This window comes from Sphingobium aquiterrae, assembly GCF_037154135.1.
GTDB classification, from domain to species: domain Bacteria; phylum Pseudomonadota; class Alphaproteobacteria; order Sphingomonadales; family Sphingomonadaceae; genus Sphingobium; species Sphingobium aquiterrae.
The window spans coordinates 141912-167378 of record NZ_JBANFL010000009.1; the positions used below are offsets into that span (position 1 = coordinate 141912).

Sequence of the window (25467 nt, forward strand, 5' to 3'; positions counted from 1 at the left end):
GGGTGTGAAATGCTGCTTCCGGTCCGTTATCCGGAAGTGTAATGCGTTACATAGGGATTGTCCTGCTGCACATTGCGTCTCCGGGTGACTCAGGATGCGGGGAGCAATGGACCCTGAACCAAGTTCAGGGTGACACGCCTTCCGATGGCATGAATTTCGTTTCCCTCACAGGAACGCGGGCTATTTGACCCTCAATGCCGCCGCGCAGGCGCGTGCGTCCGTGTCGGTGCCATTGGGCAACCGGCTGTCGACATGGGCGACGACCGGCTCCTTCTTCCCTTGTGGATAGAGATAGGCGTCCAGCACGCAGCGGCCGTTGGAAAATTGCAGCTTGCGCATCGTCTGTTCGCGGATGTCGAGCCGGGGCGCGCCGAACATGGTGGTGAGGGCGCGGGCGGTAAGGCCGATCAGTTCGGGCGCCTTGCCATAGCTGCCCGCGCTCGGCATCGGCGGCGGGGGTGGGGGCGCGATGGCTGGGCCCGCCTGGGGCACGGCAGCGCAGGCGGAAAGCGCCATCGCGGCGGCAAGGCCGGGCACCCGCCGGCAGGCCGCAGCCATCCTCCACATCGCGCGTTCAGCCATGGGTCCGCTCTCCCTCCGTCCGCCGCCGGTCGCGGCCGTGCAGCACATGCACGGCCATAGCCGCGCTCCAGATCGGCGCAAGCAGGTTGACGACGGGTATCAGGAACAGCAGCGCCGAAACGAGGCCCATCAGCCAGCGGGTCCGTTGCGGGATGGGGTGCAGGTCCGGATGGCGGCTCTCGACCATGTCGGCCAGGTCGCGCCCGGCGACATGCGCATTGACCGCCAGGAACAGCAGCATGGTGCCGATGCCCGTCACCAGCAACGCGATGTAGAAGGGCAGGGCGATGAGGTTCCAGCCGAGGTTGCGCCCCAGCGACCGCAGGGCCAGCGCGATGCCCGCCGCCATCGTCACCGGCCGGGCGGTGCGCGCGGCATCGGGATAGCTTTCCCGTTCCACGGCCACCACCACCGCATCGGAAAACAGCCCGACGATGACGGTCGCGACCGCGCGGAACAGCAGCCAGCCGACGAGGATCGCGATGGCGGCGGCGCCCGCCGCCTGCGCAAGGCTGCTGCCATCCCCGCCCCAGCCGATCCAGGCGAAGAAGGCGCGCAGGCCCAGCCACGCCAGCACGCCCGCGCCGGCAAAGACCAGCAATGTCAGCGCCAGCGATCTGATGAGGACCGCGCGGGCGGCTGGGTGAAAGATCTGGGGCAGAGCCCGCCACAGCGCCTGGACGATCATGCCCATGCTTATCCCCGGCGCGGCTGCCGCCGTCAATCGCCGCGCCCGCCGGCTTGCCCGTGGTTGCCTCTGGCGCATCGGGCATTTATGCGGGGAGCCAGAACCCGTTGCCCGCTTGTCCAGCCGGGCGCTCTTCCACCCGAATATCAGGAACCCGCATGACCCAGCCCAGCCTCGACATCGTCGCCATCGGCAATGCGATCGTCGACGTCATCGCCCGCGCAGACGATGCGCTGCTCGCCAGCCACGCGCTCACCAAGGGCGGCATGCAGCTGATCGACACCGACATGGCCGAGCTGCTCTATGCGGACATGGGCGCGGCGGTGGAGATCAGCGGCGGTTCGGCCGCCAATACGCTGGCGGGCATCGCCATGCTGGGCGCGCGCTGCGGCTTCATCGGCCAGGTGCGCGACGATCAGCTGGGTGCCGTCTTCGCGCATGACATCCGCGCGCTCGGCATCCATTTCGATACGCCCGCGCGTGAGAGCGAGCCGCCGACGGCCCGCTGCCTCATCCTGGTGACGCCCGATGCGCAGCGCACGATGAACACCTTCCTGGGCGCCTCGCAGTTCCTGCCCGCAGCGGCGCTCGACGGCGATCTCATCCGGTCGGCCGGCATCCTCTATCTGGAAGGCTATCTGTGGGACCCGCAGGAGCCGCGCGCCGCGATGCGATCGGCCATCGCCATGGCGCGGGAGGCGGGCCGCAAGGTCGCCTTCACCCTGTCCGACACCTTCGTCATCGACCGCCATCGCGCCGACTTCATGGCCCTGATCGATCAGGGGATGATCGACATCCTGTTCTCCAACGAGGGCGAGATCGCATCGCTGACGGAGCAGGACGATTTTGAAACCGCGCTCGCGGCATTGGCCGGCAAGGTGCCGGTGCTGGTGTCGACCCGCAGCGAAAAGGGCGCGGTCGCGATTGTCGATGGCCAGCGTTACGAAGTGCCCGCCGCGCCGGTCGAACGGATTGTCGACACCACGGGCGCGGGCGACCTGTTCGCCGCCGGTTTCCTGGCCGCGCTGATCGAGGGGCGCGACCCGGCCGATTGCCTGACGCTGGGCGCGGCGGCGGCGGCGGAGGTCATCTCCCACTATGGCGCGCGGCCGGAAGCGGACCTGACGCTGATGAAGGCGAAGCTCTTCGCCTGACCGTTATGCGGCGCGGGCCGGGCGGTCAGGCCGATCGGGCGCGACGGAAGAGCGCCCGGTCGTCCGGCCCGAAGCCCCGCCGCCAGATGACGAAGCCATAGCCGAGCAGGATCGCTGGCACGCCGAAAACCAGTTCCACCCATTCGAAATGCGGGGGCAGCGCGACAAAGGCTGCGCCGATCAGCGCGCCCACCGCCGCCGCCCATAGCAACGCCCAGCGCCAGGCATTGACCGGCGCGTGCAGCAGGCTGGAGAGCAGCCGGGCCTTCACCAGCGATCCGACGCCCAGCGCCAGGCAGAGCGCCAGCGCCGGGGCCGCCGCCACGACAAGCGGGCCAAGCTGCAGCCGGCGCGCGCCCATGATGAGCGCGAAGCTGAGCGCGGCCTGCAACGCGATCATGCCCAGCGAGATCATCAGGTTGCGCATGCGCGCCATGTAGACCAGCGCCGATTCGCTGACCACGGCGGTCGCCGCCACCACTTCGGCGGCGAGCAGGAAGGCGAGCGCCCCGGTGCCGCCGACAAATTCCCGCCCGACCAGCCCCATCACCGCCTCGCCCGGCAGGCCCAGCGCAAGCGCGATGCCGGCCTGCGCCGCGATGATCCAGAAGCCGACCTGGCTCACCTGCCGCGCGATGCCGGCCAGATTGCCTTCGGACAGGTTGCGGGTGATCACCGGCCCCAGGATGGGGTCGAAGCTGGTCTTGAGCTTTTGCGGCAGCGAGGCGACCTGCTGCGCGACATAATAGATGCCGACGACGAAGGGCGCGGAAAACAGGCCCAATATGGCCATGTCGAGCCGGCGCGATCCCCATTCCACCGCATCGGCGGCGGCCAGCGGCAGGTTGTGCCGCGCGATCCGCCACAGCCGCATGGGGGAGGGGCGCCAGCCGGCGGGGATGCCGTAATGGCGGCTCATCGGCACGATCGAGGCGACGAACGCGGCGATCATCGAGAGGACATAGGACAGGATCAGCCCATCCCGCGTCGAATAGAAATAGAAGGCGAAGGCACCGATGCTGATCGCCCAGGGTTCGATGATCGACCGCGCCCGCACCGTCGCGCCGATGTCGAAGCGATAGGCGCAGGCGGCGAGCGCCACGTCGGACCCGGCCACCGCAATGATGATGAGCGGCAGCAGCCTGTCCAGCCCGTTGAGGCCGCTATTGGGGAACATCGCCTGCGGCACCGCCATCAGGATCAGCGCGGCCGCCACCGCCGCGATCAGCGTCACCAGCATCGCGTCGGTGACGACATGGGCATGGGGGCGATCGGTGCGGGAAAGTTCGCCGGCAAGGCCGCGCTTCAGGCCCAGCGTGGCAAGCTGCGCGGCAAATTCCACCACCAGGATCGCATAGGCGAAGCGGCCCAGCACGTCGGGACCATAAAGGCGCCCGGCGATGAACAGGAAGGGCAGGCGCGCGGCCAAGCGCAGCAGAAAGCCGAAGATATTGGTCCGCCCGCCCTTGGCGAGCGCGGCGATGTCTTCATCATCCCGCGCCGAATCAACGGGCGTTATGCCCATGTTCGGGCCGGAAGTTGCGTCTGTCGCCAAATGCGTCCTCTGCCCTGCGTTTCGTCTCGGGTGAATGCTATGGGAAAATTACCCGAACGCGAAAGGATTATTCAGCGCGCAGGGGGCGGGCGAGCAGCGCCTCGACGATGGCGCCGACCGGAGCCTTCCCGTCGAGCAGCGCGCATACAGCCTCTACGATAGGCATGTCGACCCCTGCCGTGCGTGCCGCGTCACGCAATACCGGCGCCGTAAAGGCGCCTTCGGCCACGGTGCGGCGGTTCGCGAGCAGTTCCGTTGCCGGCACGCCCTGCCCCAGCGCCTTGCCCAGCGAGAAATTGCGCGAATCGGTGGAGGAGCAGGTGAGCACCAGATCGCCCAGCCCGGCGAGGCCCGCCAGCGTTTCCGCCCGGCCGCCGCGCGCCAGCCCGAAACGCGTCATTTCGGCAAAGCCCCGGCTGATGAGCGCGGCGCGGGCGTTGAGGCCCAGCCCCGCCCCCTCCGCCACGCCGCAGCCGATGGCGAGCACATTTTTCACCGCGCCGCCGATCTCCGCGCCGATCACATCGTCCGACAGATACAGGCGAAAGGCCGGGCGGGCGAGCCGGGCGGCGATGCGCGTGCCCAGATCGGGGTCGCCGCAGGCGAGCGTCAGCGCGCAGGGCAGGCCGCGCGCCACTTCATGCGCGAAGGAGGGGCCGGAAAGCACGGCGATGGGCGAGCCGGGCCGCACCTGCTGCGCCACCTGCGACATCAGCAGGCCGGTGCCCGCCTCTATGCCCTTGGCGCACAGGATCAGTGGAATGCCGGCGGGGGCGTTGGCGATGATGCCGCGCAGATGCTGCGCCGGGGTGACGACCAGCAGCGCGTCGCAGCCGGCCAGGTCGGCCATGTCGCCGGTTGCGGACAGGCTGGGCGCCAGCGTCACGCCGTCCAGATAGAGCGGATTGCGGTGGGCGGCGTTGACCTGCGCCACCACCTCCGGCTCATAGGCCCACAGCAGCACGGCTTCGCCGCCGGATGCCGCGACCTGTGCCAGTGCCGTGCCCCAGGCGCCCGCGCCCAATACGCCTATCTTCATGCCTTCACCCCCGCGCCGCGCGCCTTTTCCGCCAAGGGGTCGAGCGGCCAGCGCGGCCGCGCCGGCACGTCCAGCCCGTCCGTCATGCCCAGCGCAAAGCGTTCCGCCCCGGCCCATGCGATCATCGCGCCGTTATCCGTACACAGCCACAGCGGCGGCGCGACGAAGGGCAGGCCATGCGCGGCCGCCAGCGCTTCCAATGCGCCACGGATCGCATTATTTGCCGCCACGCCGCCCGCCACGACAAAGGCGGTGACGCCCTCGCTCGTGATGATCTGCCGCCGGCTGCGGTCGACCAGGCAATCGATCACCGCCTGCTGGAAGCTCGCGGCGATATCCTCGACGCTGTATTTGCCGGATTGCGCCGCGCGCATCACCGCGCTCTTGAGGCCGGCGAAGGAAAAATGCGGCTCGTCCGTACCCAGCAGCGGTCGGGGCAGGGGCACGGCCTTCGGATTGCCGCCCGCCGCCGCGCGTTCCACCGCCGGGCCGCCGGGATAGCCAAGGCCCAGCAGCTTCGCCGTCTTGTCGAAGGCTTCGCCGGCCGCATCGTCTATGGTGGTGGCAAGGCGTGCATAATCGCCCACGCCGCGCACCAGCAGCAGCTGGCAATGGCCGCCGGAAACCAGCAGCAGCAGATAGGGGAAGCGCAGCGACGGGTCGGCAAGGCGGGGGGAGAGCGCATGGCCCTCCAGATGATTGACCGCGACCAGCGGCTTGCCCGCCGCATGGGCCAGCGCCTTGCCGGTGACGAGGCCCACCATCACGCCGCCGATCAGCCCCGGCCCCGCCGTCGCGGCGATGGCATCGACATCGGCCAGGGTCAGCCCGGCATCGGCGAAAGCGCCTTCGATCAGCGGGGTCAGCGCCTCCACATGCGCGCGCGCCGCGATCTCCGGCACCACGCCGCCATAGGGCTTGTGCTCGGCCTCCTGCGTGGCCAGGCGATGGGCGAGGATCTTGCCTTCGCCCGTCACCAGCGCCGCTGCCGTTTCGTCGCAGCTCGATTCCAGGCCGAGGATGATGGTCATTGCGCTTCCCTCTAGTCGCCATGGTCTCTAGAGAAAAGCGGGATATGTCCGATCAGCCCTCTTCTCCGCCCGCCCCCCTCAATCTCGGCACGCGCGGTTCGCCGCTGGCGCTGGCGCAGGCCGATATGGTCGCCGCCGCCCTGCGCGCGGCCCATGGCTGGGATGAGGGCGCCATCCGCATCGTCACCGTGAAGACCAGCGGCGACCGCATTCAGGACCGCGCGCTCGCCGATATCGGCGGCAAGGCGCTGTGGACCAAGGAGCTGGACCGGGCGCTGCAGGACGGCGAGATCGACTTCGCCGTCCATTCCATGAAGGATGTGGAGACGATCCGCCCGGAGGCCATCGCCATCGCCGCGATGCTGCCGCGCGCCGATGTGCGCGACCGACTGATGGGGGCGGATAGCCTGGCCGCGCTGCCGCCGGGCGCCATCGTCGGCACCAGCTCGCCGCGCCGCTCCGCGCAGGTGCGCCGGGCGCGGCCCGATGCGCGGATCGTGCTGTTCCGCGGCAATGTCGCCACGCGCCTTGCCAAGCTGGACGCGGGGGAGGCCGATGCGACGCTGCTCGCGGCTGCCGGGCTCGACCGGCTGGGGCAAGGCGATCTGGGCGCGGCCATCCCCATCGACACCATGCTGCCGGCGCCGGCGCAGGGCGCGGTGGGGATCGAGGCGCTGGCCGGCAATGACGCGGTGCGCGCGCTGCTTGCCGCCATTTCCCATAGCGATACCTTCGATTGCGTGATGGCGGAGCGGGCGTTGCTGCTGGCGCTGGGCGGCACCTGCCATTCGCCGATCGCGGCGCTGGCGGTGATCGCGGGCGAGGGCATCCATCTGCGCGCGGAAATCCTGAGCGAGGACGGCGCCGAGCATGTCATGGGCGAAGCGCGATTCGCGCGCGGCGATCATGAGGCGCCGGCGGCGCTTGGCCGCGACCTGCTGGATCGTGCCGGCCCGGCCCTGCGCGCGCTGTTTGCATGAGCGGGCCGTTGCTCGTCCTGCGTCCGGCGCCGGGCAATGAGGCGAGCGCCGCCGCCGCCCATGCGCGCGGGCTCGACGTGGCCTGCTATCCGCTGTTCCACATTGCCGCCCTGCCCTGGACCGGGCCGGAACCGCATCTGGTCGACGCCGTGATGATCACCAGCGCCAACGCCCTGCGCCATGGCGGGCCACAGCTTGGCCGGTACACGCATCTGCCCGCCTTCGCCGTCGGTGCCGCCACCGCCCGGGTTGCGCGCGAAGCGGGGTTCGCCGTCGCGCATGTCGGCACCGCCGGCGTGCAGGCCGTGGTCGATGCGCTGGCGCAGGCGGGGCATCGCGCGGTGCTGCACTTGTCGGGGCACAATATCCGTCCCTTCGATCCCGGCGCGCTGCGCGTGACCTCCATTCCCCTCTATGCGGCGGTGGACAGTGGCGATGCGCAGGGACTGGCGCAGGCGAGCCCGCCCGGCACCATCCTGCTCGTCCATTCGCCGCGCGCGGGGCGGCGGCTGGCGGCGCTGATCCCGCCTGCCGCCCGCGCCGGGCGGCATGTGGTGGCGATCAGCCCGGCCGCGCTTGCCGAAGCCGGGGACGGTTGGGCCTCGGCCCACGCGGCCGTCAGCCCGGACGATAATGCGATGCTGGCCCTTGCCGCAGGATTATGCGAATGACATCGGTCGAAACGACAGATCGTGGGAGCGCGATGGACGGCCAACAGCCAATCGGAGAGAGCGTGACCATGCCCGTCGCCCCGCCTGCCGCCCTGCCGGCGCGCCGCCGGTCCCGTGGCCCGCTGCTGGCGATCCTGCTGCTGCTGGGTTTTGCCGCGGGCGTGGCGGTGACGGTGCTGGCACTGCCGAAAATCCGGCAATGGTGGTCGCCGCAAGTGACCCAGCCGGGCGCCTTGCCGATGGTCGATACGCGGCAGGCCGCCGCGCAACGGCCGCTCAACGCCACCAGCCTCGACCTGCTGGAATTGCGCGCGGCCGAACTGGACGACCGCCTTACCCGTATCAATGTGGAGGCGCAGGCCGCATCGGGCAACGCCGCGCGCGCCGAAGGGCTGCTGGTCGCCTTTGCCGCGCGCCGCGCGCTCGATAACGGCCAGCCGCTGGGCTATATCGAGGGGCAGATCCGCCTGCGCTTCGGCCAGGCGCAGCCGCGCGCCGTCGCCACCATCATCAATGCCTCGCGGGAGCCGGTGACGCTGGTCGATCTGCAAGCCGATCTCGCCGAAATCGCGCCGGACCTGTCGGTCTCGCCGCAGACGGACTGGTGGTCGGCGCTGGTGCGGGAAGTGGATGGCCTTGTCACCATCCGCCGCACGACATCGCCCTCGCCGGTGTCCGATCAGGCCTATCAGCGGGCGCGTCGCCTGATCGAATCGGGCCGTGTCGACGCGGCGCTGACGGAGGTGGAGCGGATGCCCGGCCATGCCGCCGCCGACCGCTGGCTGCAGATGGCGCGCCGTTATCGCGAGGCGCGGCGCGCGCTCGACCTGATCGAGACCGCGGCAATCCTGGAACCGCGGCAAATCCGCACCGGAACCGGCGCGGTGGTGACGCAGACGTCGCCGCTCGCCCCCTGAGCCGCCAGTGAGCCCATGATGAGCCGACAGGCTGTCTCATGACGGAAATGTAATCGCCATAAATCTTTCATAAATGCGTTTTGCGGTTATAGTCGCGGCATGGCCACTGCCTCCGCCCTTCCGCTTCGCGCGCCTATTTCCTCAGCGCCGCCGCCGGCATCGCTGCTCGCGCGCGAACTGGGGGCCTTTGCCTATACCCGCTATATGGCGGCGTTCGGCAGGGCGGTGCCGCTGCCGGCAGCGAAACGCTCGGCTCCCGTCGTCGTGATTCCCGGCTTCATGGCTTCGGACAGCACGACCGCGCGGATGCGTCGTTCGCTTGGGCAAGCCGGTTTTGCCGTGCATGGCTGGGGGCTTGGCCGCAATCTGGGCGTCGATGCCCGCTTGCTGGACCGGCTGGACGCGCAGATCGATTCGCTGGAACTGGAAGAGCCGGTAACGCTGATCGGCTGGAGCTTGGGCGGGCTGATCGCGCGCGAATATGCGAAAAGGCAGCCGCAGCGCATCGCCCGCGTCATCACCCTGGGCAGCCCCTTTTCGGGCGATCCGCGCGCGAACAACGCCTGGCGCACCTATGAACGGATTGCCGGCCATCCGGTCGATTGCCCGCCGATCGATTGCGTTCTTGGCGAAAAGCCGCCGGTCGAGACCATTGCCTGCTGGTCGGCCCGCGATGGCGTGGTCGCGCCGCTTTCCGCGCGAGGGCGCCGGCATGAGCGCGACCGGGCGATGGAGCTGGATTGCAGCCACATGGCGTTCGTCGCCTCGCCCAAGGCGATCCGGACCGTGGCGAGCCTGATCGCGGGCTGATCGCAGCGATTGTGGTGGTGGAGATCGGGGCGAGGGGCTTCGCGCCTGTTTCCCCTCATTGTCATTCCCGCGCAGGCGGGAACCCATCTCCTGACCATTCACCTAATCATCTGGAACAGAAATTCGTCACATAAAGATTGTCATGCTGAACGCGTTTCAGTGCAGCTGAGGCCCGTGACTCGGCTGCATATCGTGCCTCCGGGTAGCGCGGAATATGGGGATAGATGGACCCTGAACCAAGTTCAGGGTGACGACCTTATGATGGCATGACTTTCGTTCCCATCATACCAGGCGCTTGCCGTGGGAGATGGATTTCCGCCTGCGCGGAGATGACGGGTGGGTGAGGATGCGCATCACGCCAGAAACGGCGCGGCGACCTCCGGCGGGATGCGCAATAGCCGGCCCGTCTCCCGATCGATCAGCGCCCAGGTGGATTTCGCCGCGACCTTCACCTTGCCGTCCGCGCCGGTGAATTCCATCAGCCGGTCGAAGCGCGCGCCGCGCGGTGCTGGCCCGACCCAGGTGCGCGCCGTCACCGTCTCGCCCGGCCCGACATTGCCGCGATAGTCGATCTCGTGCCGGGTCACGACCCAGAGATAGGCCGCGACATGTGCCGGATCGGCCACGGCCATCCAGTGCCGCGTCGCGACCTCCTGAATCCAGCGGACCCACACGGCATTGTTGACGTGGCCCAGTTCGTCAATGTCCTCCGGCGCGGCGGTGATCCGGGTGGTGAAGGGTGTGGGCATGATCGGTCCTGTCGCGGCCTCGCCTCTGCTTCGTCGCTGCCTCAGCCCGCTATGCCCAGCTGCCAGAGCATGAAGGCGAATTCCTCCGCCCCCTCGCGCAGGCTGTCGAACCGGCCGGATTTGCCGCCATGGCCCGCGCCCATATTGGTCTTGAGCAGCAGCACATTATTGTCCGTCTTCGTCGCGCGCAGCCTGGCGACCCATTTGGCCGGTTCCCAATAGGTGACGCGCGGATCGTTGAGGCCAGCCGTCACCAGCAGCGGCGGATAGGCCTGCGCCTTCACATTATTATAGGGGCAGTAGGACAGGATCGTCTCGAACGCATCCTTGTCCTCTATGGGATTGCCCCATTCGGGCCATTCGCCCGGCGTCAGCGGCAGCGAGGCGTCCATCATGGTGTTGAGCACATCGACAAAGGGCACATGCGCGACCACCGCGCCCCACAGTTCGGGGTTGGAATTGATCACCGCGCCCATCAGCTCGCCGCCGGCCGAGCCGCCCGAAATGCTGATCCTGCCAGCGCTGGTATAGCCGCGTTCGACCAGCCCCTTCGCCACATCGACGAAATCGTTGAAGGTGTTGATACGCTTGTCCAGCTTGCCGTCCAGATACCATTGCTGGCCCAGATCGTCGCCACCCCGGATATGCGCCAGCGCGAAGGCAAAGCCCCGGTCGAGCAGCGACAGCCGGCTGGTGGAAAAGCCCGGCTCCATCGCGATGCCATAGGCGCCATAGCCGTAAAGATGCAGCGGCCCGCTGCCGTCGCGCGGAAAATCCCTGGGGTAGACGATGGAGACCGGCACCGGGGTGCCGTCCCGCGCCGGGATCAGCAGGCGTTCGGTGGCATAAAGCGACGCGTCATAGCCCGAGGGGATTTCCTGCACCTTCAACACTTCAAGGCGGCCGGCCTTGAAGGTCTCGTCCAGATGATAATCAAAAATGGTGTCGGGCGTGACCATCGATTCATAGCCGATGCGCAGCGTCGTCATGTCATATTCGGGATTGTCGTCCAGCGACGCGGAATAGCTTGCCTCGGGTAAGGGGATGCGGGCGGCGCTGTGCGTCGCGTAATCGCGCAATTCGATCTGGTCGAGCCCGTCCTCGCGCCCCTCGGTCACATAGAAGCGCTTGAACAGGGTGAAATCGGTCAGGTAGAAATGGGCGGAGGCCGCGATCACCTCTTCCCACTGGTCGGGCGTCTCCATCGCTGCCTTCACCAGCCGGAAATTGGGATGGGTGTCGTTGGTGCGGATGTAGAGCGTGCCTTCATGCTCATCGACATCATATTCGCGGCCCGGCTGGCGCGCGGAAACGAGGCGGGGCGTGGCGGTGGGGTCGTCGGCGGGGATCAGCCAGGCTTCGCTGGTCACATGATCGCCGGTGCCGATGACGATCCATTTTTCCGATGAGGTGAGGCCGAGCGAGACCCGGAAACCCTCGTCATCCTCGTGGAACAGCTCGACATCGTCGGTGATCGGCGTGCCCAGCCGATGCAGCCGGGCATTGTCCGTCCGCCAGTTCTCATTGGCGAGGCTGTAGAGCAGCCCCTTGTTGTCGCTGGTCCACACCAAAGCGGAAAGGGTGCCGGGGATCACCTCCGGCAGCAGCTCGCCGGTCGTCAGATCCTTGATCTTCGCCTCGAAGCGTTCCGACCCGTCGGTATCGACGGCAAAGGCGAGCAGCTTGCCGTCCGGGCTCACCGACATGGCGCCCAGGCGGAAATAGTCATGCCCCTCCGCCAGCGCCGGCTCGTCCAGGATCAACTGGTCCTGCGCGGCGTCGTCGCCTGCCGCGACCGGCCGGCGATACCATTTGCGATATTGCCCGCCCGTTTCGAATGCGCGCCAATAGACATAGTCGCCATCCTTCTGCGGCACGGACCGGTCGTCTTCCTTGATCCGGCCCTTCATTTCCTGGAACAGCGTCTCGACCAGCGGCGCATGCGGCGCCATCGCCGCCTCGAACCAGTCATTTTCCGCCTTCAGATAGGCAAGCACGCTCGTATCGGTGACTTGGGGATAGCCCGGATCGCGCAGCCAGGCCCAGGGATCGCTCACGTCATGACCATGGGCGGACAGGATATGGGGGCGCTGCTCGGCGACGGGGGCGTTATCTGTCAGTATCATCGGGGAAATCCATCGGAAGGGTGTGGCGCCGTTAACGGGCCGTGCTTATGTTGTGCGCAACACTGTTGAAACAAGGATTACCGCATGTCCACCTATGAAGCCCGTCTGGCCGCACTGCGCGCGCAGTTGAAGGAAGACCGGCTTGATGGTTTCGTCGTCCCGCTGACCGACGAACATATGAGCGAATATGTGGGCGCCTACGCCCAGCGCCTGGCCTGGCTGACGGGTTTCCAGGGCTCGGCCGGCAGCGCCGTGGTGCTGCCGCAGGAGGCCGCGATCTTTGTCGACGGCCGCTATACGCTGCAGGTGCGCGAGCAGGTGGACGGCGCCCATTGGCAATATGAAAGCGTGCCGCAGACCAGCGTCGCGCAATGGCTGGGCCAGCATGCGCCGGGCGGTGGCCGCATCGGCTATGATCCGTGGCTGCACACCAGCGCCTGGGTGGGGCAGGCGACCGCCGCGCTGGCCGAACGCGGGGCGGAACTGGTGTCGGTGGACAGCAATCCGATCGATCGGGTGTGGACCGACCGGCCCCAGCCCAGCATGGCCAAGCTGGTGGTGCATGAGGACCGCCATGCCGGCAAGGGCGCGGCGGCCAAGCGGCAGGAGATGGCGGACTGGCTGACGGCGAAGAAGGCGGACGCGGTCGTGCTGTCCGCCCTCGATTCGATCGCCTGGACCTTCAACATCCGTGGTCAGGATGTGGACCGCACGCCGGTCGCGCTTGCCTATGCCATCGTCCATGCCGATGCGACGGCGGATCTTTATGTGGCGCCGGAAAAGATCGACGAGGCGGTGATCCAGCATCTGGGCAATGCCGTGCGCGTGCATGACCGCAAGGATTTCCCTGCCGCGCTCAGCGATCTGGGCGGCAAGACCGTGGTCGCCGATCCGCAGCGCGCCGTGGCCGCGATCTTCAACCTGCTCGAAGCGGGCGGCGCGAAGATACTCTCCCTGCGCGACCCCGCCGTGCTGCCCAAGGCGATCAAGAATCCGGTGGAGATTGCCGGGCACAAGGCCGCGCAGGCGCGCGATGGCGCGGCGCTGAGCCGTTTCCTGCACTGGATGTCGGTGGAAGCGCCCACGGGCGGGCTGACGGAACTTGGCGTGACGGACGTGCTGCGCGGCTTCCGCGAGGAGACCGGGGCGCTCAAGGACCTGTCCTTCGACACCATTTCCGCCTTCGGCCCCAATGGCGCATCGCCGCATTACCGGGTGGACGAGCAGAGCAGCCTGCCGATCGTGCCGGGCAACCTCTATCTGGTCGATTCGGGCGGGCAATATCTGGACGGCACGACCGATGTCACCCGCACCATCGCCATCGGCGCCCCGACCGACGAGATGCGCACCCGCTTCACGCTGGTGCTCAAGGGCCATATCGCGCTGGCCCGCGCCGTCTTCCCGCACGGGACGGGCGGTGGCCAGCTCGACGTGCTGGCGCGGCAATATCTCTGGGCGGCGGGCCTGGATTATGCCCATGGCACCGGCCATGGCGTCGGCAGCTTCCTGTCGGTGCATGAAGGGCCGCAGCGGATCGCGGCCTTTGGTGGCGGGGACGAGCCGCTGCAGGCGGGCATGCTCCTCTCCAACGAGCCCGGCTATTACAAGGCGGGCGAATATGGCATCCGCATCGAAAATCTGGTGCTGGTCGAGGAACGCGACGTGCCGGGTGCCGAGCATCCGATGCTGGGCTTCGAAACGCTGACCTTCGCGCCGATCGACCGGGCGGTGATCGACGCTTCGCTGCTGTCGGCCGGGGAGCGCGCCTGGCTCGACGCCTATCATGCCAGGGTGCTGGAGATTGTCGGCCCGCAACTGGAAGGCGAAGCGGCGGCGTGGCTGAAGGCTGCCTGCGCGCCGCTCTGAACGCAGTGGTGCGCGCGGCGATCAGGCGGGGGGCGTATCGTCCCGCGAATCGGGCGCGGGGATATCCTGGCCGCGCGTCGCCTGCTCCTCCCTGGCCTGGGCCTTGCGGCGGCGCAGATTGTCCCGCAGCGCCTGCGCCAGCCGTGCCTTGCGTTCTTCTTCGGCGTTCATGCGCGCGATGCTTAGCGAAATTGCATGCCGACCGGCAAGCCGCCTTGACAATCGTGCGGACAAAAGGCCATAGGCCCGCTTCCCGTCCGGCCCCGCCGGTCAGACGGGCGCAAAATGGTGATGCTGCCGTAGCTCAGTGGTAGAGCGCATCCTTGGTAAGGCTGAGGTCGTGAGTTCAATCCTCACCGGCAGCACCATTTTTTCATTCAGAATCAATGTGATATAACCGCGAAAGCGGAACCCCGCCCGCATCTGTGGGCAGGTGGCCGGGCATGTGCGCATTCTGCAGGCCGCCCGCGCCGCATGTTTTTCCGCATGGTCCATGCGCGAGGCACGATTTCCCGCGGGAATGCGCCATGTTCATCGCCCCGCTTCCGGTCTTTGGCATGGGGCGAAATCCAGCGCCCGTGGGGCTTGTATGCCATCGGTCCACGGGATCATTCGATCCAATCAGGAATGATTGCAAGGCTCCCTTAAGCGAGGTTCGGCTATCAAAGGGTCACTCCTGCCGGCGCGATCTTCAATTCCCGGATCGCGCCGGCTTGAGCGGGGATGGATGGCGCAATCCTCAGGGCGCGATGGACCGCCGCGAGACAGGACATCCCATGACATCCGGTTGCCGAATGCGGGCGCAATTATATTTTCGGTCGAAAGCATGTGTGTATGGAGAAGATCAAGGTCCTGATCGTAGACGATTCGCTCACCATAAGAGCGATGTTCGAGGAACTGCTTGAGCGAGATCCCGGCTTCCAAGTCGTGGGCACCGCTGCCAGCGCCGAAGAGGCCATGCGGCTGGTTCATCGCATGTTGCCGGACGTTGTTGCGCTCGACATCGCGATGCCCGGCACCGGGGGCATGGCCCTGCTGGATCAGATGCGGGACTTCTGGCATGACACGGCGTTCGTCATGGTCTCCAGCAGCACCACGCAGGACGCGCCGATTTGCAAGGAAGCATTTGACCGGGGCGCCTTTGCCTGCTTCGACAAATCCTATCTGATAGCCAACAAGGCAAAGCTGGTGTGCCTTTTGAAAGAGGCCGCCACCGGCAGGGTCAAGCGTGCAGGGCATCGGGGGGATGGCACGACATTGCCCACGCCCGACGCGGCCGGGATATGAAGCGGGCCTGTCGCATGCCGGACAGCGCGTCATTCATATGTTCGTCAATCGCCAGGCGCTCATCCGCGCGCGATAGGGCGAGGCCGGGACGCCGGCGGATCGCCGGCATCATTGCCGACCGGGCGCGTTCATCGCCGCGCGGGATCGGAAATCCCGGTCGCGCCGCCGCGGTCGATTGATGATCTGGATGCACAGATGCTGTGTATCCGCACGCCCTTATCATCCACGCGCCCATGCCTCACATCGCGGCCACAGCAATCGTGAACCGTAATCGTGACAGGAGTTTTCGCAATGGATCTGCAATTGGGCGGCAAGACCGCGCTCGTCACCGGATCGACCGCCGGCATCGGCCTCGCCATCGCCAAGCGGCTGGCGGCGGAGGGGGCCGAAGTGGCGATTTCCGGACGCAACCAGGAAAAGCTGGATGCCGCCGCCGCCGAAGTCGCCGCCGTCGGCACGGTCCGCGCGATCCTGGCGGACCCGGCCACGGCCGCCGGTGCGCAGACGTTGATCGCGCAGGTGCCGACCGTCGACATTCTGGTCAACAATCTGGGCATCTACGAAGCCAAGCCCTTCGCCGAGATCACCGACGCGGACTGGCACCATTTCTTCGAGGTCAATGTGGTGAGCGGCGCGCGGCTGGCGCGGCATTATTTCCCGCAGATGCTGGCGAACGACTGGGGCCGCATCATCTTCATCGCCAGCGAGAGCGCGCTCGTGATCCCCGGCGAGATGATCCATTATGGCATGACGAAGACGGCGCAGCTGGCCATTGCGCGCGGCCTGGCCGAGCAGACGCGCGGCACCGGCGTCACCGTGAATTCGGTGATGCCCGGACCGACGCGTTCGGAGGGCATTGTCGAGTTCATCCGTTCGGTGGTCGACAACAAGGATGCGCCCGAAGCCGAGCGCGAGGCGGAATTCTTCACCAAATTGCGCCCGCTCTCGCTGATCCGCCGGCTGATCGAGGCGGAGGAGATCGCCGCGACGGTCGCCTTCCTCGCCAGCCCGCTCGCCGCCGTCACCAATGGCGCCGCGATCCGGGCGGAGGGCGGCATCATTCCCACCATCGCCTGAATGATGCGCCCAGCCCCGGCCCCGCCCCCGGCCCGGCAGCCGGCGCGCCGCTGCCTGCCGGGGCCGGGGTTTCAGCGGGTGGCGGGCGCTGTCGACCCCCGCAGGATCATCCGGCAATCGAGATGGGCGATCCGGGAATCGGTCGCGCTGCCCCGGCCCGCGATCAGCATGTCGGCCGCGACCTGCGCCATTTCGGCGATGGGTTGATGCACGGTGGTCAGCGCCGGCCAGACGCTTTCGGCGATCCAGCTGTCGTCGAAGCCGACGACGGAAAGCTGGTCGGGAATGCGGATGCCAAGCTGGGCGGCGGCGGCGAAGACGCCTGCGGCCATATCGTCATTGGTGGCGAAAATCGCCGTGGGTGGCTGGTCCCTGCAAAGCAGGGCAAGGCCGGCGGCGATGCCCGAGGGGAAGGTGAAATTGCCCTCCGCTTCCACAATCTCTCCTTCCGCGACGCCATGCCGGGCGAGGGCGGCGAGAAAGCCCTGGCGGCGCCAGTTGGCGGCGGCATGGGCGGGCGGGCCGTTGGCGATGCCGAAATGGCGATGCCCCAGCGCCCATAGATGCTCGACCACATCTTCCGCCCCGGCGCTGTCATTGGTCGCCACGGCGGAGGAACGGCCTGGGAAGCGGCCGGGGGACAGCCGCACATAGGCGACATGATGCGCCTCTATGGCGCACAGCGTCTGGTCGGAATCGGTGATGGGCGGCGTGACCACCAGCCCGTCGAGCCGGCGATTGGTGAGCATCGCGTCCATCGCCCCAGCAACATCGCTGCCGCCGGTGTCGACATGTTCGATCACCAGCTGATATCCCGCGCGTTTGCAGGCGGCATAAATGCCTTCCTGCACCTTCATGGTGTAATTGGGGCTGGGATTGTCGAACAGCACGCCGATCACGAAGGAACGCCCCGCCGCCAGCGATCGTGCCGCCAGATTGGGGCGGTAGCCAAGGTCATGCACCGCCGTCATCACCCGTTCGCGCAGCGCCGCGCCGACATTGGGTTCGGCATTGATGACCCGCGATACGCTTTTCATCGAAACGCCCGCATGTTTCGCGACGTCCGTGATCGTGACTTTCTTCATTCACCTTCCCGCATGTCTCCTGCCGTTCCCGTTCGAAGCGGCGGGATGGGCTCTAGAGCATGATCCGATCGGATTGGATCGGGTCATGCGCTATTTGTCTTTTGTTTTCCGCATTTTCCGAATCGTCCGGTGATGCCACCTGACGTGAAAATGCTCTAGCACAGGCAAATCCCGGCTGAAACTTCAAATGACAACGCTATCTTGACAGCGCTGTATCGTGCTGCATAAACATGCGCGGACCATGGCGATGCGATGCGGGGAAGGGGCGGTCGTCCTTGACCTTCGGGCATGAGGCGGCGGGCATGCAGGGCGGTTCCGGCTTGCCGGCGGCGCACACATCGCAGACACCCGGCCAGCGACATGCGCCGGCCGGGTGTCTGCGATGGAGGGGTTTCCCCTCCTTGTGATTTTCAGGAATGTAGCGCGGCCTTGTGGCCCGCTTCATCCTGCCGGGCGGGCAACTGCACGTGTCCGCCCGGCAGGTTCGCTCCTCTCCCGAAGCATTATTGCGCCGGATATCCGCATCTGGCGCTGCGGCAAAAGTCCCGCTTTATCTCAGCTGACCCGCCCGAGGCGGTGGTAGAGATTGGCATATTTGATCGATTCCGGCTGGTCCTCGACCTCGCGCAGATAATGCGCGATCGCGGTGCGGATCAGCCCGAAATCCTCCTGCGAGAACACGGCGCGCGAACGCCGGGGTTCGGTGGGGGTCATGGTCGTGTCGGCGTTCATGTCAGTCACTCCGATATCCTTGCGTTGCCTGTGCGCGGGCGGCGATGGCTGCCCGATAACCCCTCTGTGGCCCGGATGGCCGGCGAGCGGAAGGGCGATTAGTGACGGCAGGTCACATTATAAATTGTTCATACTGTCATGATATGACATAATGACAGTATGAAGGATGTGCCCGACAGGAAGCTCTATCTTGGTCCGCGCCTGCGGGTGCTGCGCCGCGACCTGGGCCTGAACCAGAGCCAGATGGCGGACGAACTGGGGGTCAGCCCCAGCTATCTCAACCATCTGGAACGCAACCAGCGGCCGCTGACCGCGCAGATGCTGCTGCGCCTTGCCAATACCTATGACATCGACATCCGCGATTTCGTGGCCGGCGCGGGCGATATCGCGGCGGGGCTGGGGGAGATCCTGTCGGACGATCTGGTGCGCGACATCGGCATTCCCCGGCACGAGATATTGGACGTTGCCGAAAACTACCCCTCCGTGGTGGAGGCGGTGACGCGATTCTACCGGGCGCTGGTGGACCTGCGCCGCGTGCCCGACATGCTGGAACGGATGGACAGCAAGGGCCAGGTCGCCGGATCGGCGCTGGACTGGCTGCGCGAGTTTGTCGGCCAGCGCAATAATCATTTCGCCGACCTGGATGGCGCGGCCGAGGAGATCGCTGCGGAACTGGGCGAAGACCCCGGCCAGCTGGAGGCGGACCTGCGCGAGCGGCTGCGCGCGCGCCACGGCGTGACCGTGAAGGTGACGCCGCAATCGGTGCTGGTCGGCACGATGCGCCTTTACGACCTCCATCGCCGCCGCCTGATGCTGTCGGACCGGCTGGACGGCGCCGCCCGCCTGTTCGCGCTCGCCTATCAGCTGTGCATGGTCGAGCTGGCCGAGCCGATGCAGGCGCTGCTGGGCCGCGCCGATGCGCCCGATGAGGATGCGCGCCGGCTGCTGTCGGTGGCGCTGATGAACTATGCCGCCGCCGCCCTCATCATGCCCTATGACCGCTTCCGCACCCTGGCCGAGGAAAGCCGTTACGATCTCGACCATCTGCAGGCGCGCTTCGGCGTTTCGTTCGAGCAGCTGGCGCACCGGCTGACGACACTGGGCCGCAGCGGCGAGCGCGGCATCCCCTTCTTCATGCTGAAGATCGACGGGGCAGGCACCGTCTCCAAGCGGTTCCATGGCGAGAGCTTTCCCTTCGCGCGCTTCGGCGGCGCCTGCCCGCGCTGGAACCTTTATGAAAGCCTGCATGGTGACGGGCGGCCGATGACGCAGCTGATCGAGGCGCCGGACGGCAAGCGTTTCGTGACCATCGCGAAAAGCCTGCGCGCGGGCGGCGGCGGGCGGCTGGGCCGCGCGGCCATCGGCCTTGGCTGCGACATCAAATATGCCCCGCGCCTGGGCTTTGCCGATGCGCTGATCGCGGAGGGCGTCGCGCCGACCACGACCGGCCCGGCCTGCCACCTGTGCGAGCGGGAGGGCTGCCCCGATCGGGGACTGCCACCCATCACCCGCACGATCGAGGCGACCCATTATCTGCGCGCCACCACGCCCTACGCCTTTCGCCGGGTCTGATCGCGCGCGGCTGGCCCTGCTGGATGACGTCATGGGGCCGGGGCTGACAAATGACCGTTGACCTGCGTCGGTCTGCCGATCATGTCGGCACCATGCGTTTTTTCTCAGACAATGCCGCCCCGGTCAGCCCTCAGGTGATGGCGGCGATCGCCGCCGCCGATATCGTCGACACCGCTTATGATGGAGACGCGCTTTCGGCGCGGCTCGATGGCGCCTTTTCCGACCTGTTCGAACGCCCCGTCGCCGCGCTGTGGATCGCCACCGGCACGGCGGCCAACAGCCTTGCGCTGGCCAGCCTCTGCCCGCCCTTTGGTGGCATCCTGTGCCATGAGGAAGCGCATGTGCAGGTGGATGAAGGCGGCGCGCCCGAATTCTATACCCATGGCGCAAAGCTGCTCACCCTGCCGGGCGATGGCGGGCTGATCGCGCCCGATGCCGTGCTGGAAAAGCTCGGTACGATCCGCGACGATGTGCATCAGGTGCCGCCGCGCGCGCTCACCATCACCAACGCCACTGAATATGGCCGCGTCTATACCCCCGATGCGGTCGCGGCGCTGGGCGACATCTGCCGGGCGCGCGGGCTGGGTTTCCACATGGATGGCGCGCGCTTCGCCAATGCCGTCGCGCATCTGGGCTGCGCGCCTGCCGACGTGACCTGGCGCGCCGGGGTCGACATCCTGTCCTTCGGCTTCGTCAAGAATGGCGGCATGATGGCCGAAGCGCTGGTCTTCTTCGATCCCGCCATGGCGCAGGAATGCAAAAGGCGGCGCAAGCGCGGCGGGCATCTCTTCTCCAAGGGGCGTTACCTCGCGGCACAGTTGCTGGCGCTGCTGGAGGGCGATCTGTGGCGCCACAACGGCCGGGCGGCCAATGCGGCGGCGGCGATCGTTGGGGCGGCGGCTGGCGTGCGGCTGCTCCAGCCGGTGGAGGCCAATGAGGTCTTCCTGCGCCTGACCGCTGCCGAGGCCGCGGCCCTGCGTGCTCAGGGGTTCGATTTCTACGACTGGGGCGAAGGCGCCGCGCGGCTGGTGACGAGCTGGCATCATGGCGCGGCGGATGTGCGTCCGCTTGCCGATGCCATTTTGGCGCTGGGCGCCGGCGGATGAGCGACGATGGCGCGCCGGCCGGCGTGCATCGTCCGGCGGCGTCCCTGGCCGATCCCGCCATTCTCCTGCCCTTCCTGGTCGTCACCTTCATCTGGGGATCGACATGGCTCGTCATCCGGGATCAGATCGGCAGCGTGCCGGCGAGCTGGTCCGTCGCCTATCGCTTTGCGGTCGCCGGCATCGCGATGGCGGCGCTGGCCATGGCGCGCGGCGTGCCGATGGCCATCGGGCGGAACGGCATGCTGTTCGCGGCGGCGCTTGGCGTCGCGCAGTTCACGCTCAACTTCAACTTCGTCTATCGCGCGGAGGCGTGGCTGACATCCGGCGTGGTGGCGGTGCTGTATGCGCTGCTCATCCTACCCAACAGCCTGCTTGGCTGGGCCGTCTTTCGCCAGCCCGTGGGGCGCGCGGTGCTGCTGGGCGGCGGGATCGCCATCATCGGCGTGGCGCTGCTCTTCATGCATGAATATCGCGCGGCGACGGCTGGGCCGGCGCAGGTGCTGGGCGGCATGGCCTTTGCGCTTTGCGGCCTGATGAGCGCTTCGATCGCCAATGTGATGCAGGGCGCGCAGATCGCCCGGCGGCTGCCGATGCTGAGCGTGCTGGCCTGGGCGATGCTGATCGGCGCGGTGGTGGATGCGGCCTTTGCCTGGTGGCAATCCGGCCCACCGGTGTTCGATCCGCGCCCGGCCTATGTCGGTGGCATCCTGTATCTGGCGATTGCCGGATCGGTCGTGACCTTCCCGCTTTATTTCCGCCTGATCCAACGGGTCGGCCCCAGTCGCGCGGCCTTCAGCGGCGTGCTGGTGCCGGTGATCGCGATGCTGCTCTCCACCCTGTTCGAGGGCTATCGCTGGTCGCTGCTGGCGGTCGCGGGCGCCGCGCTCGCCATTGTGGGCGTGCTGGTCGCGATCCGCGCCCGCGCCTCATAGGCAGGCGCGCAACCCTTCCGCATAGGTCGGGTAGCGGGGCGTCCAGCCGAGCAGGCGTTTCGCCCGCCCGTTGGCAACCCTGCGGTTCTCCGCATAGAAGGCACGCGCCGCCGGCGATAGTCCGGCCTCGTCCGGCGAGAGCAGTGGCGGCAGCGGCGCGCCGGTCATCGCGCAGGCGGCCTTGATCACGCGGTTCTGCGGGCAGGGCAGGTCGTCCGCCAGATTATAGGCGCCCGGCGGCCCGCCGAATGACGCCATGACGCCGCCGACGATGTCGTCCACATGCACCCGGCTGAACAGCTGCCCCGGCACATCGATGCGATGCGCGGTGCCGGCCCGCACCCGATCGATCGGCGAGCGCCCCGGCCCGTAGATGCCCGGCAGGCGGAAGCGGAAGATGTCGTCGCGCAGCGCGCCCCATTGCCGGTCGGCCTCCGCACGCGCGCTGCGCCGGCCGCCGCCCATGGGCGCGCTTTCATCCACCCAGGCGCCGCCCGTGTCGCCATAGACGCCAGTGGAGGAAAGATAGCCGACCCAGCGCGCGGGGGCCGTAGCGATGGCGTCGCCGAACCGTGCCAGCACCGGATCGTCCGCGCCCTCGGGCGGTACGGAGGAGAGGATATGCGTGGACGTCGCGATCGCGGCGCGCACCGCCGCTTCGTCGGAAAAGGCAAGAATGCCGGCCCCGGCCTCCCGCCGCACGCCGACAATGGCCCAGCCTTCCGCGCGCAGCCGTTCGGCAAGGCGACCGGCGGTGAACCCAAGGCCAAGGATCAGCATATGCGGCATATCGCCCCTCTTGCCGTGCGCGCGCGGACAAGGAAAGCCGATTGCGGCCATTTTCATGCGCTTTTCCATGCCGGCCGGATTGTGCCGCCGCGTCCCGCCCCCTAGGTTGCCATGATGGCCGACATGCAATCCACTGGCGCCGCTGCGCCCACCGTCATCCGCCGCCTCGATTATCGGGTGCCCGACTGGCTCGTGCCCGATATCGCGCTGGACGTTCGGCTCGATCCCGCGGTGACACAGGTGCGTGCCCGCCTCTCCGTCATGCGCAATGGCGATCATGGCCGGCCGCTGCGGCTGGACGGCGACGGGCTGATGCCGCTGGCGGTGACGGTGGATGGCGTCGTGCTGGACGAGACCGGCTGGTCGCTGGACGCGGGCGCGCTGGTCATCCCGCTGACGGGCGACGCCCATGTGATCGAGACGCTGGTGGAGATCGCGCCGGAGAGCAATACCCAGCTCATGGGCCTCTATGCCTCGGGCGGGCTGCTCTGCACCCAGTGCGAGGCCGAAGGCTTCCGCCGCATCACCTTCTTCCCGGACCGGCCCGATGTGCTCAGCCGCTATGACGTCAGGATGGAAGCGGACAAGGCGCGCTATCCGGTGCTGCTCGCCAATGGCGATCCGGTGGACCAGGGGGACCTGCCCGATGGCCGCCACTGGGCGCGCTGGACCGATCCGTTCCTCAAGCCCTGCTATCTCTTCGCGCTGGTGGCCGGCGACCTGGCCTGCAATGCGGACAGCTTCACCACCATGTCGGGCCGCAAGGTGGCGCTCGGCATCTGGGTGAAGGAGGCGGACCTGCCGCGCACCGGCCACGCCATGCAGGCGCTCAAGGATTCCATGGCCTGGGACGAGCGCGTCTATGGCCGCGAATATGACCTGGACGTGTTCAACATCGTCGCCGTGTCCGACTTCAATTTCGGCGCGATGGAGAACAAGGGGCTCAACATCTTCAACTCGCGCTACATCCTGGCCGACCCGGATACCGCGACCGACTTCGACTATGATGCGGTCGAGGGCGTGGTGGCGCATGAATATTTCCACAACTGGTCGGGCAACCGCGTCACTTGCCGCGACTGGTTCCAGCTCTCGCTGAAGGAAGGCTTCACCGTCTTCCGCGACCAGAGCTTCTCGGCGGACATGAGCAGCCATGCCGTCAAGCGGATCGAGGATGTGCGCACGCTCCGGGCCGCGCAGTTCCAGGAGGATTCGGGGCCGCTCGCCCATCCGGTGCGCCCGGAATCCTATATGGAGATCAGCAATTTCTACACGGCGACCATCTACAACAAGGGCGCCGAGCTGATCCGCATGATGGCGCTGATGCTGGGGACGGAACGCTTCCGCGCCGGCACCGACCTGTATTTCGCGCGGCATGACGGGCAGGCCGCGACCTGCGAGGATTTCGTCACGGCGATGGAGGATGGGGGGAAGATCGACCTCACGCAGTTCCGCCGCTGGTATGAACAGGCCGGCACGCCGCGCGTCTCCGCCACGCTCGCCCATGACGCGGCGAAGGGCGAGGCGGTGCTGACCCTGCGCCAGAGCGTGCCGGCGACGCCGGGGCAGGCCCACAAGCTGCCCATGGCGATCCCGCTGCGCACCGCTTTGTTCGACCGCGCCACCGGCACCCATGGCGGCGAGCAGTTGCTGATGCTGACGGAGGGGGAGCAGAGCTTTGCCTTCCCCGGCGTCGGGTCCGCGCCGGTGCTGTCGATCAACCGCGGCTTTTCCGCGCCTGTCGTCGTGGAAACGGACAGGAGCGCGGCGGACCTCGCCTTCCTTTCCGCCCATGATGACGACCCCTTTGCCCGTTATGAGGCGATCCAGCAGCTCATGGTCGACACGCTGGTCGGCACGATCGCGGGCCATGCAGTGGACGATGCGGCGGTGATCGAGGCCATCCGCCATACGGCCAGCGATCCCGCGCTCGACCCGGCCTTTGTCGCGGAGGCGATTCGCCTGCCGAGCGAGGCCTATATCGGCGACCAGATGCTGCTGGTGGACCCGGACGCGATCCACGCCGCGCGCGACAGGCTGCAGCGGGAGATCGGCCGGCAGCTGGAATCGCTGTGGCGCGATATCCATGCCCGCACCGTCGCCAATGGCTTTTCGCTGTCCCCCGCCGCGCGGGGCGCGCGCAAGCTGCGCAATGCGGCGCTCGTCTATCTCGCCGCATCGGGCGTGCCGGATGGTGACGCCATCGCCTTTGCCCAGTTCGACCGCGCCGACAATATGACGGAGCGACAGGCCGCGCTGGCGACGCTCGCCAATGGCAACAGCGACGAAAAGGTGGCGGCGCTCGACATCTTCTACAATCGCTATGCCGGCGATGCGCTGGTGCTGGACAAATGGTTCCAGACCCAGGCGCTGGCCTTCACCGACGATACGGTGGAGCTGGTGGAGGCGCTGGGCAGGCATCGCGACTTCACCCTCTCCAACCCCAATCGCGTGCGGGCGCTCTATGGCGCCTTCGCGGCGAACCAGTGGGCGTTCAATCGCGCCGACGGCAAGGGATACCGGCTGATCGCCGATCTCATCATCGCACTCGATCCCCTGAATCCGCAGACTGCCGCCCGCCTGGTGCCGCCGCTTGGCCGCTGGCGCCGCTTCGGCGAACAGCGCGGCGGGATGATGCGGGCGGAACTACAGCGCATCCTCGCCCATCCGGGCCTGTCGAAGGATGTGACCGAGCAGGTGACGAAGAGCCTGGCTTGAAGGG

General features: G+C 67.5%; 23 protein-coding genes and 1 tRNA gene. 13 read left to right on the forward strand and 11 right to left on the reverse strand.

Annotation, left to right across the window (positions count from 1 at the left end; genetic code table 11):
• Window positions 1-180 precede the first annotated feature (180 nt).
• Together WFP78_RS11690 and WFP78_RS11695 are read right to left on the reverse strand one after the other, a co-directional pair.
• Window positions 181-582, reverse strand: coding sequence for a hypothetical protein (locus WFP78_RS11690; protein ID WP_419722954.1), 402 nt, complete (start codon window positions 580-582; stop codon window positions 181-183).
• Complete coding sequence (locus WFP78_RS11695; protein ID WP_336962360.1) at window positions 575-1270, reverse strand: EI24 domain-containing protein; 696 nt, start codon at window positions 1268-1270, stop codon at window positions 575-577. Before WFP78_RS11695 ends, WFP78_RS11690 begins: the two co-directional genes overlap by 8 nt.
• Before the next feature lie 158 nt (window positions 1271-1428).
• Here WFP78_RS11695 and WFP78_RS11700 point away from each other — a divergent pair, with 158 nt between their 5' ends.
• A complete protein-coding gene (locus WFP78_RS11700; protein ID WP_336962180.1) occupies window positions 1429-2424 on the forward strand; it encodes an adenosine kinase in 996 nt (331 codons plus the stop codon).
• 25 nt (window positions 2425-2449) lie between these two features.
• Here WFP78_RS11700 and WFP78_RS11705 read toward each other — a convergent pair whose 3' ends face one another.
• The 3 genes from WFP78_RS11705 to tsaD all read right to left on the reverse strand — a co-directional run bounded on the left by WFP78_RS11705 (window position 2450) and on the right by tsaD (window position 6049).
• A complete protein-coding gene (locus WFP78_RS11705; protein WP_336962183.1) occupies window positions 2450-3949 on the reverse strand; it encodes a lipopolysaccharide biosynthesis protein in 1500 nt (499 codons plus the stop codon).
• 97 nt (window positions 3950-4046) lie between these two features.
• A complete protein-coding gene (locus WFP78_RS11710; protein ID WP_336962187.1) occupies window positions 4047-5018 on the reverse strand; it encodes an NAD(P)H-dependent glycerol-3-phosphate dehydrogenase in 972 nt (323 codons plus the stop codon).
• Window positions 5015-6049: a tRNA (adenosine(37)-N6)-threonylcarbamoyltransferase complex transferase subunit TsaD gene (gene tsaD / locus WFP78_RS11715; RefSeq protein ID WP_336962190.1), complete on the reverse strand. Its 1035-nt coding sequence runs from the start codon at window positions 6047-6049 to the stop codon at window positions 5015-5017. Before tsaD ends, WFP78_RS11710 begins: the two co-directional genes overlap by 4 nt.
• A gap of 44 nt (window positions 6050-6093) precedes the next feature.
• Between tsaD and hemC the strand changes: the two genes are divergently transcribed.
• From hemC to WFP78_RS11735, 4 genes are all read left to right on the forward strand, one after another.
• On the forward strand, window positions 6094-7029 hold the full coding sequence (hemC, locus tag WFP78_RS11720) for a hydroxymethylbilane synthase (RefSeq protein ID WP_336962194.1): 936 nt from the start codon (window positions 6094-6096) through the stop codon (window positions 7027-7029).
• Window positions 7030-7037: 8 nt separating this feature from the next.
• Entirely contained in the window at window positions 7038-7700 is a 663-nt protein-coding gene (locus WFP78_RS11725) for a uroporphyrinogen-III synthase (protein ID WP_336962196.1), read from the forward strand.
• The gene (locus tag WFP78_RS11730) at window positions 7697-8617 is read left to right on the forward strand and encodes a hypothetical protein (protein ID WP_336962198.1); all 921 of its coding nucleotides are present in this window, start codon (window positions 7697-7699) and stop codon (window positions 8615-8617) included. Before WFP78_RS11725 ends, WFP78_RS11730 begins: the two co-directional genes overlap by 4 nt.
• Before the next feature lie 99 nt (window positions 8618-8716).
• Complete coding sequence (locus WFP78_RS11735; RefSeq protein ID WP_336962201.1) at window positions 8717-9427, forward strand: esterase/lipase family protein; 711 nt, start codon at window positions 8717-8719, stop codon at window positions 9425-9427.
• 353 nt (window positions 9428-9780) lie between these two features.
• Here the strand turns inward: WFP78_RS11735 and WFP78_RS11740 are convergent, their stop codons facing one another.
• The gene (locus WFP78_RS11740; protein ID WP_336962205.1) at window positions 9781-10176 is read right to left on the reverse strand and encodes an acyl-CoA thioesterase; all 396 of its coding nucleotides are present in this window, start codon (window positions 10174-10176) and stop codon (window positions 9781-9783) included.
• Between the two features lie 41 nt (window positions 10177-10217).
• Window positions 10218-12302, reverse strand: coding sequence for a S9 family peptidase (locus tag WFP78_RS11745; protein WP_336962208.1), 2085 nt, complete (start codon window positions 12300-12302; stop codon window positions 10218-10220).
• Between the two features lie 84 nt (window positions 12303-12386).
• Here WFP78_RS11745 and WFP78_RS11750 point away from each other — a divergent pair, with 84 nt between their 5' ends.
• Window positions 12387-14168: an aminopeptidase P family protein gene (locus WFP78_RS11750; protein WP_336962211.1), complete on the forward strand. Its 1782-nt coding sequence runs from the start codon at window positions 12387-12389 to the stop codon at window positions 14166-14168.
• Window positions 14169-14189: 21 nt separating this feature from the next.
• Here the strand turns inward: WFP78_RS11750 and WFP78_RS11755 are convergent, their stop codons facing one another.
• On the reverse strand, window positions 14190-14339 hold the full coding sequence (locus tag WFP78_RS11755; protein ID WP_336962214.1) for a hypothetical protein: 150 nt from the start codon (window positions 14337-14339) through the stop codon (window positions 14190-14192).
• Between the two features lie 122 nt (window positions 14340-14461).
• Here WFP78_RS11755 and WFP78_RS11760 point away from each other — a divergent pair.
• From WFP78_RS11760 to WFP78_RS11770, 3 genes are all read left to right on the forward strand, one after another.
• Window positions 14462-14536: transfer RNA gene (locus WFP78_RS11760), tRNA-Thr, on the forward strand.
• Window positions 14537-15002: 466 nt separating this feature from the next.
• On the forward strand, window positions 15003-15455 hold the full coding sequence (locus tag WFP78_RS11765; protein WP_336962217.1) for a response regulator: 453 nt from the start codon (window positions 15003-15005) through the stop codon (window positions 15453-15455).
• Window positions 15456-15746: 291 nt separating this feature from the next.
• Complete coding sequence (locus WFP78_RS11770; RefSeq protein ID WP_336962220.1) at window positions 15747-16532, forward strand: SDR family NAD(P)-dependent oxidoreductase; 786 nt, start codon at window positions 15747-15749, stop codon at window positions 16530-16532.
• Window positions 16533-16603: 71 nt separating this feature from the next.
• On the opposite strand, the gene WFP78_RS11775 is transcribed toward WFP78_RS11770, so the two are convergent.
• A complete protein-coding gene (locus WFP78_RS11775) occupies window positions 16604-17617 on the reverse strand; it encodes a LacI family DNA-binding transcriptional regulator (protein ID WP_336962223.1) in 1014 nt (337 codons plus the stop codon).
• A 555-nt stretch (window positions 17618-18172) separates the two neighbouring features.
• The gene (locus tag WFP78_RS11780; protein WP_336962386.1) at window positions 18173-18358 is read right to left on the reverse strand and encodes a hypothetical protein; all 186 of its coding nucleotides are present in this window, start codon (window positions 18356-18358) and stop codon (window positions 18173-18175) included.
• Between the two features lie 150 nt (window positions 18359-18508).
• Here WFP78_RS11780 and WFP78_RS11785 point away from each other — a divergent pair, with 150 nt between their 5' ends.
• From WFP78_RS11785 to WFP78_RS11795, 3 genes are all read left to right on the forward strand, one after another.
• Complete coding sequence (locus tag WFP78_RS11785; RefSeq protein ID WP_336962226.1) at window positions 18509-19921, forward strand: helix-turn-helix domain-containing protein; 1413 nt, start codon at window positions 18509-18511, stop codon at window positions 19919-19921.
• Window positions 19922-20013: 92 nt separating this feature from the next.
• Entirely contained in the window at window positions 20014-21027 is a 1014-nt protein-coding gene (locus tag WFP78_RS11790) for a threonine aldolase family protein (protein ID WP_336962363.1), read from the forward strand.
• A complete protein-coding gene (locus WFP78_RS11795; RefSeq protein WP_336962228.1) occupies window positions 21024-21959 on the forward strand; it encodes a DMT family transporter in 936 nt (311 codons plus the stop codon). The genes WFP78_RS11790 and WFP78_RS11795 overlap by 4 nt, the downstream gene beginning before the upstream one ends.
• Here WFP78_RS11795 and WFP78_RS11800 read toward each other — a convergent pair.
• Window positions 21954-22748: a Rossmann-fold NAD(P)-binding domain-containing protein gene (locus tag WFP78_RS11800; RefSeq protein WP_336962367.1), complete on the reverse strand. Its 795-nt coding sequence runs from the start codon at window positions 22746-22748 to the stop codon at window positions 21954-21956. The genes WFP78_RS11795 and WFP78_RS11800 overlap by 6 nt on opposite strands.
• Before the next feature lie 114 nt (window positions 22749-22862).
• Between WFP78_RS11800 and pepN the strand changes: the two genes are divergently transcribed.
• On the forward strand, window positions 22863-25463 hold the full coding sequence (gene pepN, locus WFP78_RS11805) for an aminopeptidase N (protein ID WP_336962370.1): 2601 nt from the start codon (window positions 22863-22865) through the stop codon (window positions 25461-25463).
• Window positions 25464-25467 lie beyond the last annotated feature (4 nt).

Coding starts and splice junctions, on each gene's coding strand:
- WFP78_RS11690 (WP_419722954.1), bottom strand. CDS start 582: ATGGCTGAACGCGCGATGTGGAGGATGGCTGCGGCCTGCCGGCGGGTG.
- WFP78_RS11695 (WP_336962360.1), bottom strand. CDS start 1,270: ATGATCGTCCAGGCGCTGTGGCGGGCTCTGCCCCAGATCTTTCACCCA.
- WFP78_RS11700 (WP_336962180.1), top strand. CDS start 1,429: ATGACCCAGCCCAGCCTCGACATCGTCGCCATCGGCAATGCGATCGTC.
- WFP78_RS11705 (WP_336962183.1), bottom strand. CDS start 3,949: ATGGGCATAACGCCCGTTGATTCGGCGCGGGATGATGAAGACATCGCC.
- WFP78_RS11710 (WP_336962187.1), bottom strand. CDS start 5,018: ATGAAGATAGGCGTATTGGGCGCGGGCGCCTGGGGCACGGCACTGGCA.
- tsaD (WP_336962190.1), bottom strand. CDS start 6,049: ATGACCATCATCCTCGGCCTGGAATCGAGCTGCGACGAAACGGCAGCG.
- hemC (WP_336962194.1), top strand. CDS start 6,094: ATGTCCGATCAGCCCTCTTCTCCGCCCGCCCCCCTCAATCTCGGCACG.
- WFP78_RS11730 (WP_336962198.1), top strand. CDS start 7,697: ATGACATCGGTCGAAACGACAGATCGTGGGAGCGCGATGGACGGCCAA.
- WFP78_RS11735 (WP_336962201.1), top strand. CDS start 8,717: ATGGCCACTGCCTCCGCCCTTCCGCTTCGCGCGCCTATTTCCTCAGCG.
- WFP78_RS11740 (WP_336962205.1), bottom strand. CDS start 10,176: ATGCCCACACCCTTCACCACCCGGATCACCGCCGCGCCGGAGGACATT.
- WFP78_RS11745 (WP_336962208.1), bottom strand. CDS start 12,302: ATGATACTGACAGATAACGCCCCCGTCGCCGAGCAGCGCCCCCATATC.
- WFP78_RS11750 (WP_336962211.1), top strand. CDS start 12,387: ATGTCCACCTATGAAGCCCGTCTGGCCGCACTGCGCGCGCAGTTGAAG.
- WFP78_RS11755 (WP_336962214.1), bottom strand. CDS start 14,339: ATGAACGCCGAAGAAGAACGCAAGGCACGGCTGGCGCAGGCGCTGCGG.
- WFP78_RS11765 (WP_336962217.1), top strand. CDS start 15,003: ATGGAGAAGATCAAGGTCCTGATCGTAGACGATTCGCTCACCATAAGA.
- WFP78_RS11770 (WP_336962220.1), top strand. CDS start 15,747: ATGGATCTGCAATTGGGCGGCAAGACCGCGCTCGTCACCGGATCGACC.
- WFP78_RS11775 (WP_336962223.1), bottom strand. CDS start 17,617: ATGAAGAAAGTCACGATCACGGACGTCGCGAAACATGCGGGCGTTTCG.
- WFP78_RS11785 (WP_336962226.1), top strand. CDS start 18,509: ATGAAGGATGTGCCCGACAGGAAGCTCTATCTTGGTCCGCGCCTGCGG.
- WFP78_RS11790 (WP_336962363.1), top strand. CDS start 20,014: ATGCGTTTTTTCTCAGACAATGCCGCCCCGGTCAGCCCTCAGGTGATG.
- WFP78_RS11795 (WP_336962228.1), top strand. CDS start 21,024: ATGAGCGACGATGGCGCGCCGGCCGGCGTGCATCGTCCGGCGGCGTCC.
- WFP78_RS11800 (WP_336962367.1), bottom strand. CDS start 22,748: ATGCCGCATATGCTGATCCTTGGCCTTGGGTTCACCGCCGGTCGCCTT.
- pepN (WP_336962370.1), top strand. CDS start 22,863: ATGGCCGACATGCAATCCACTGGCGCCGCTGCGCCCACCGTCATCCGC.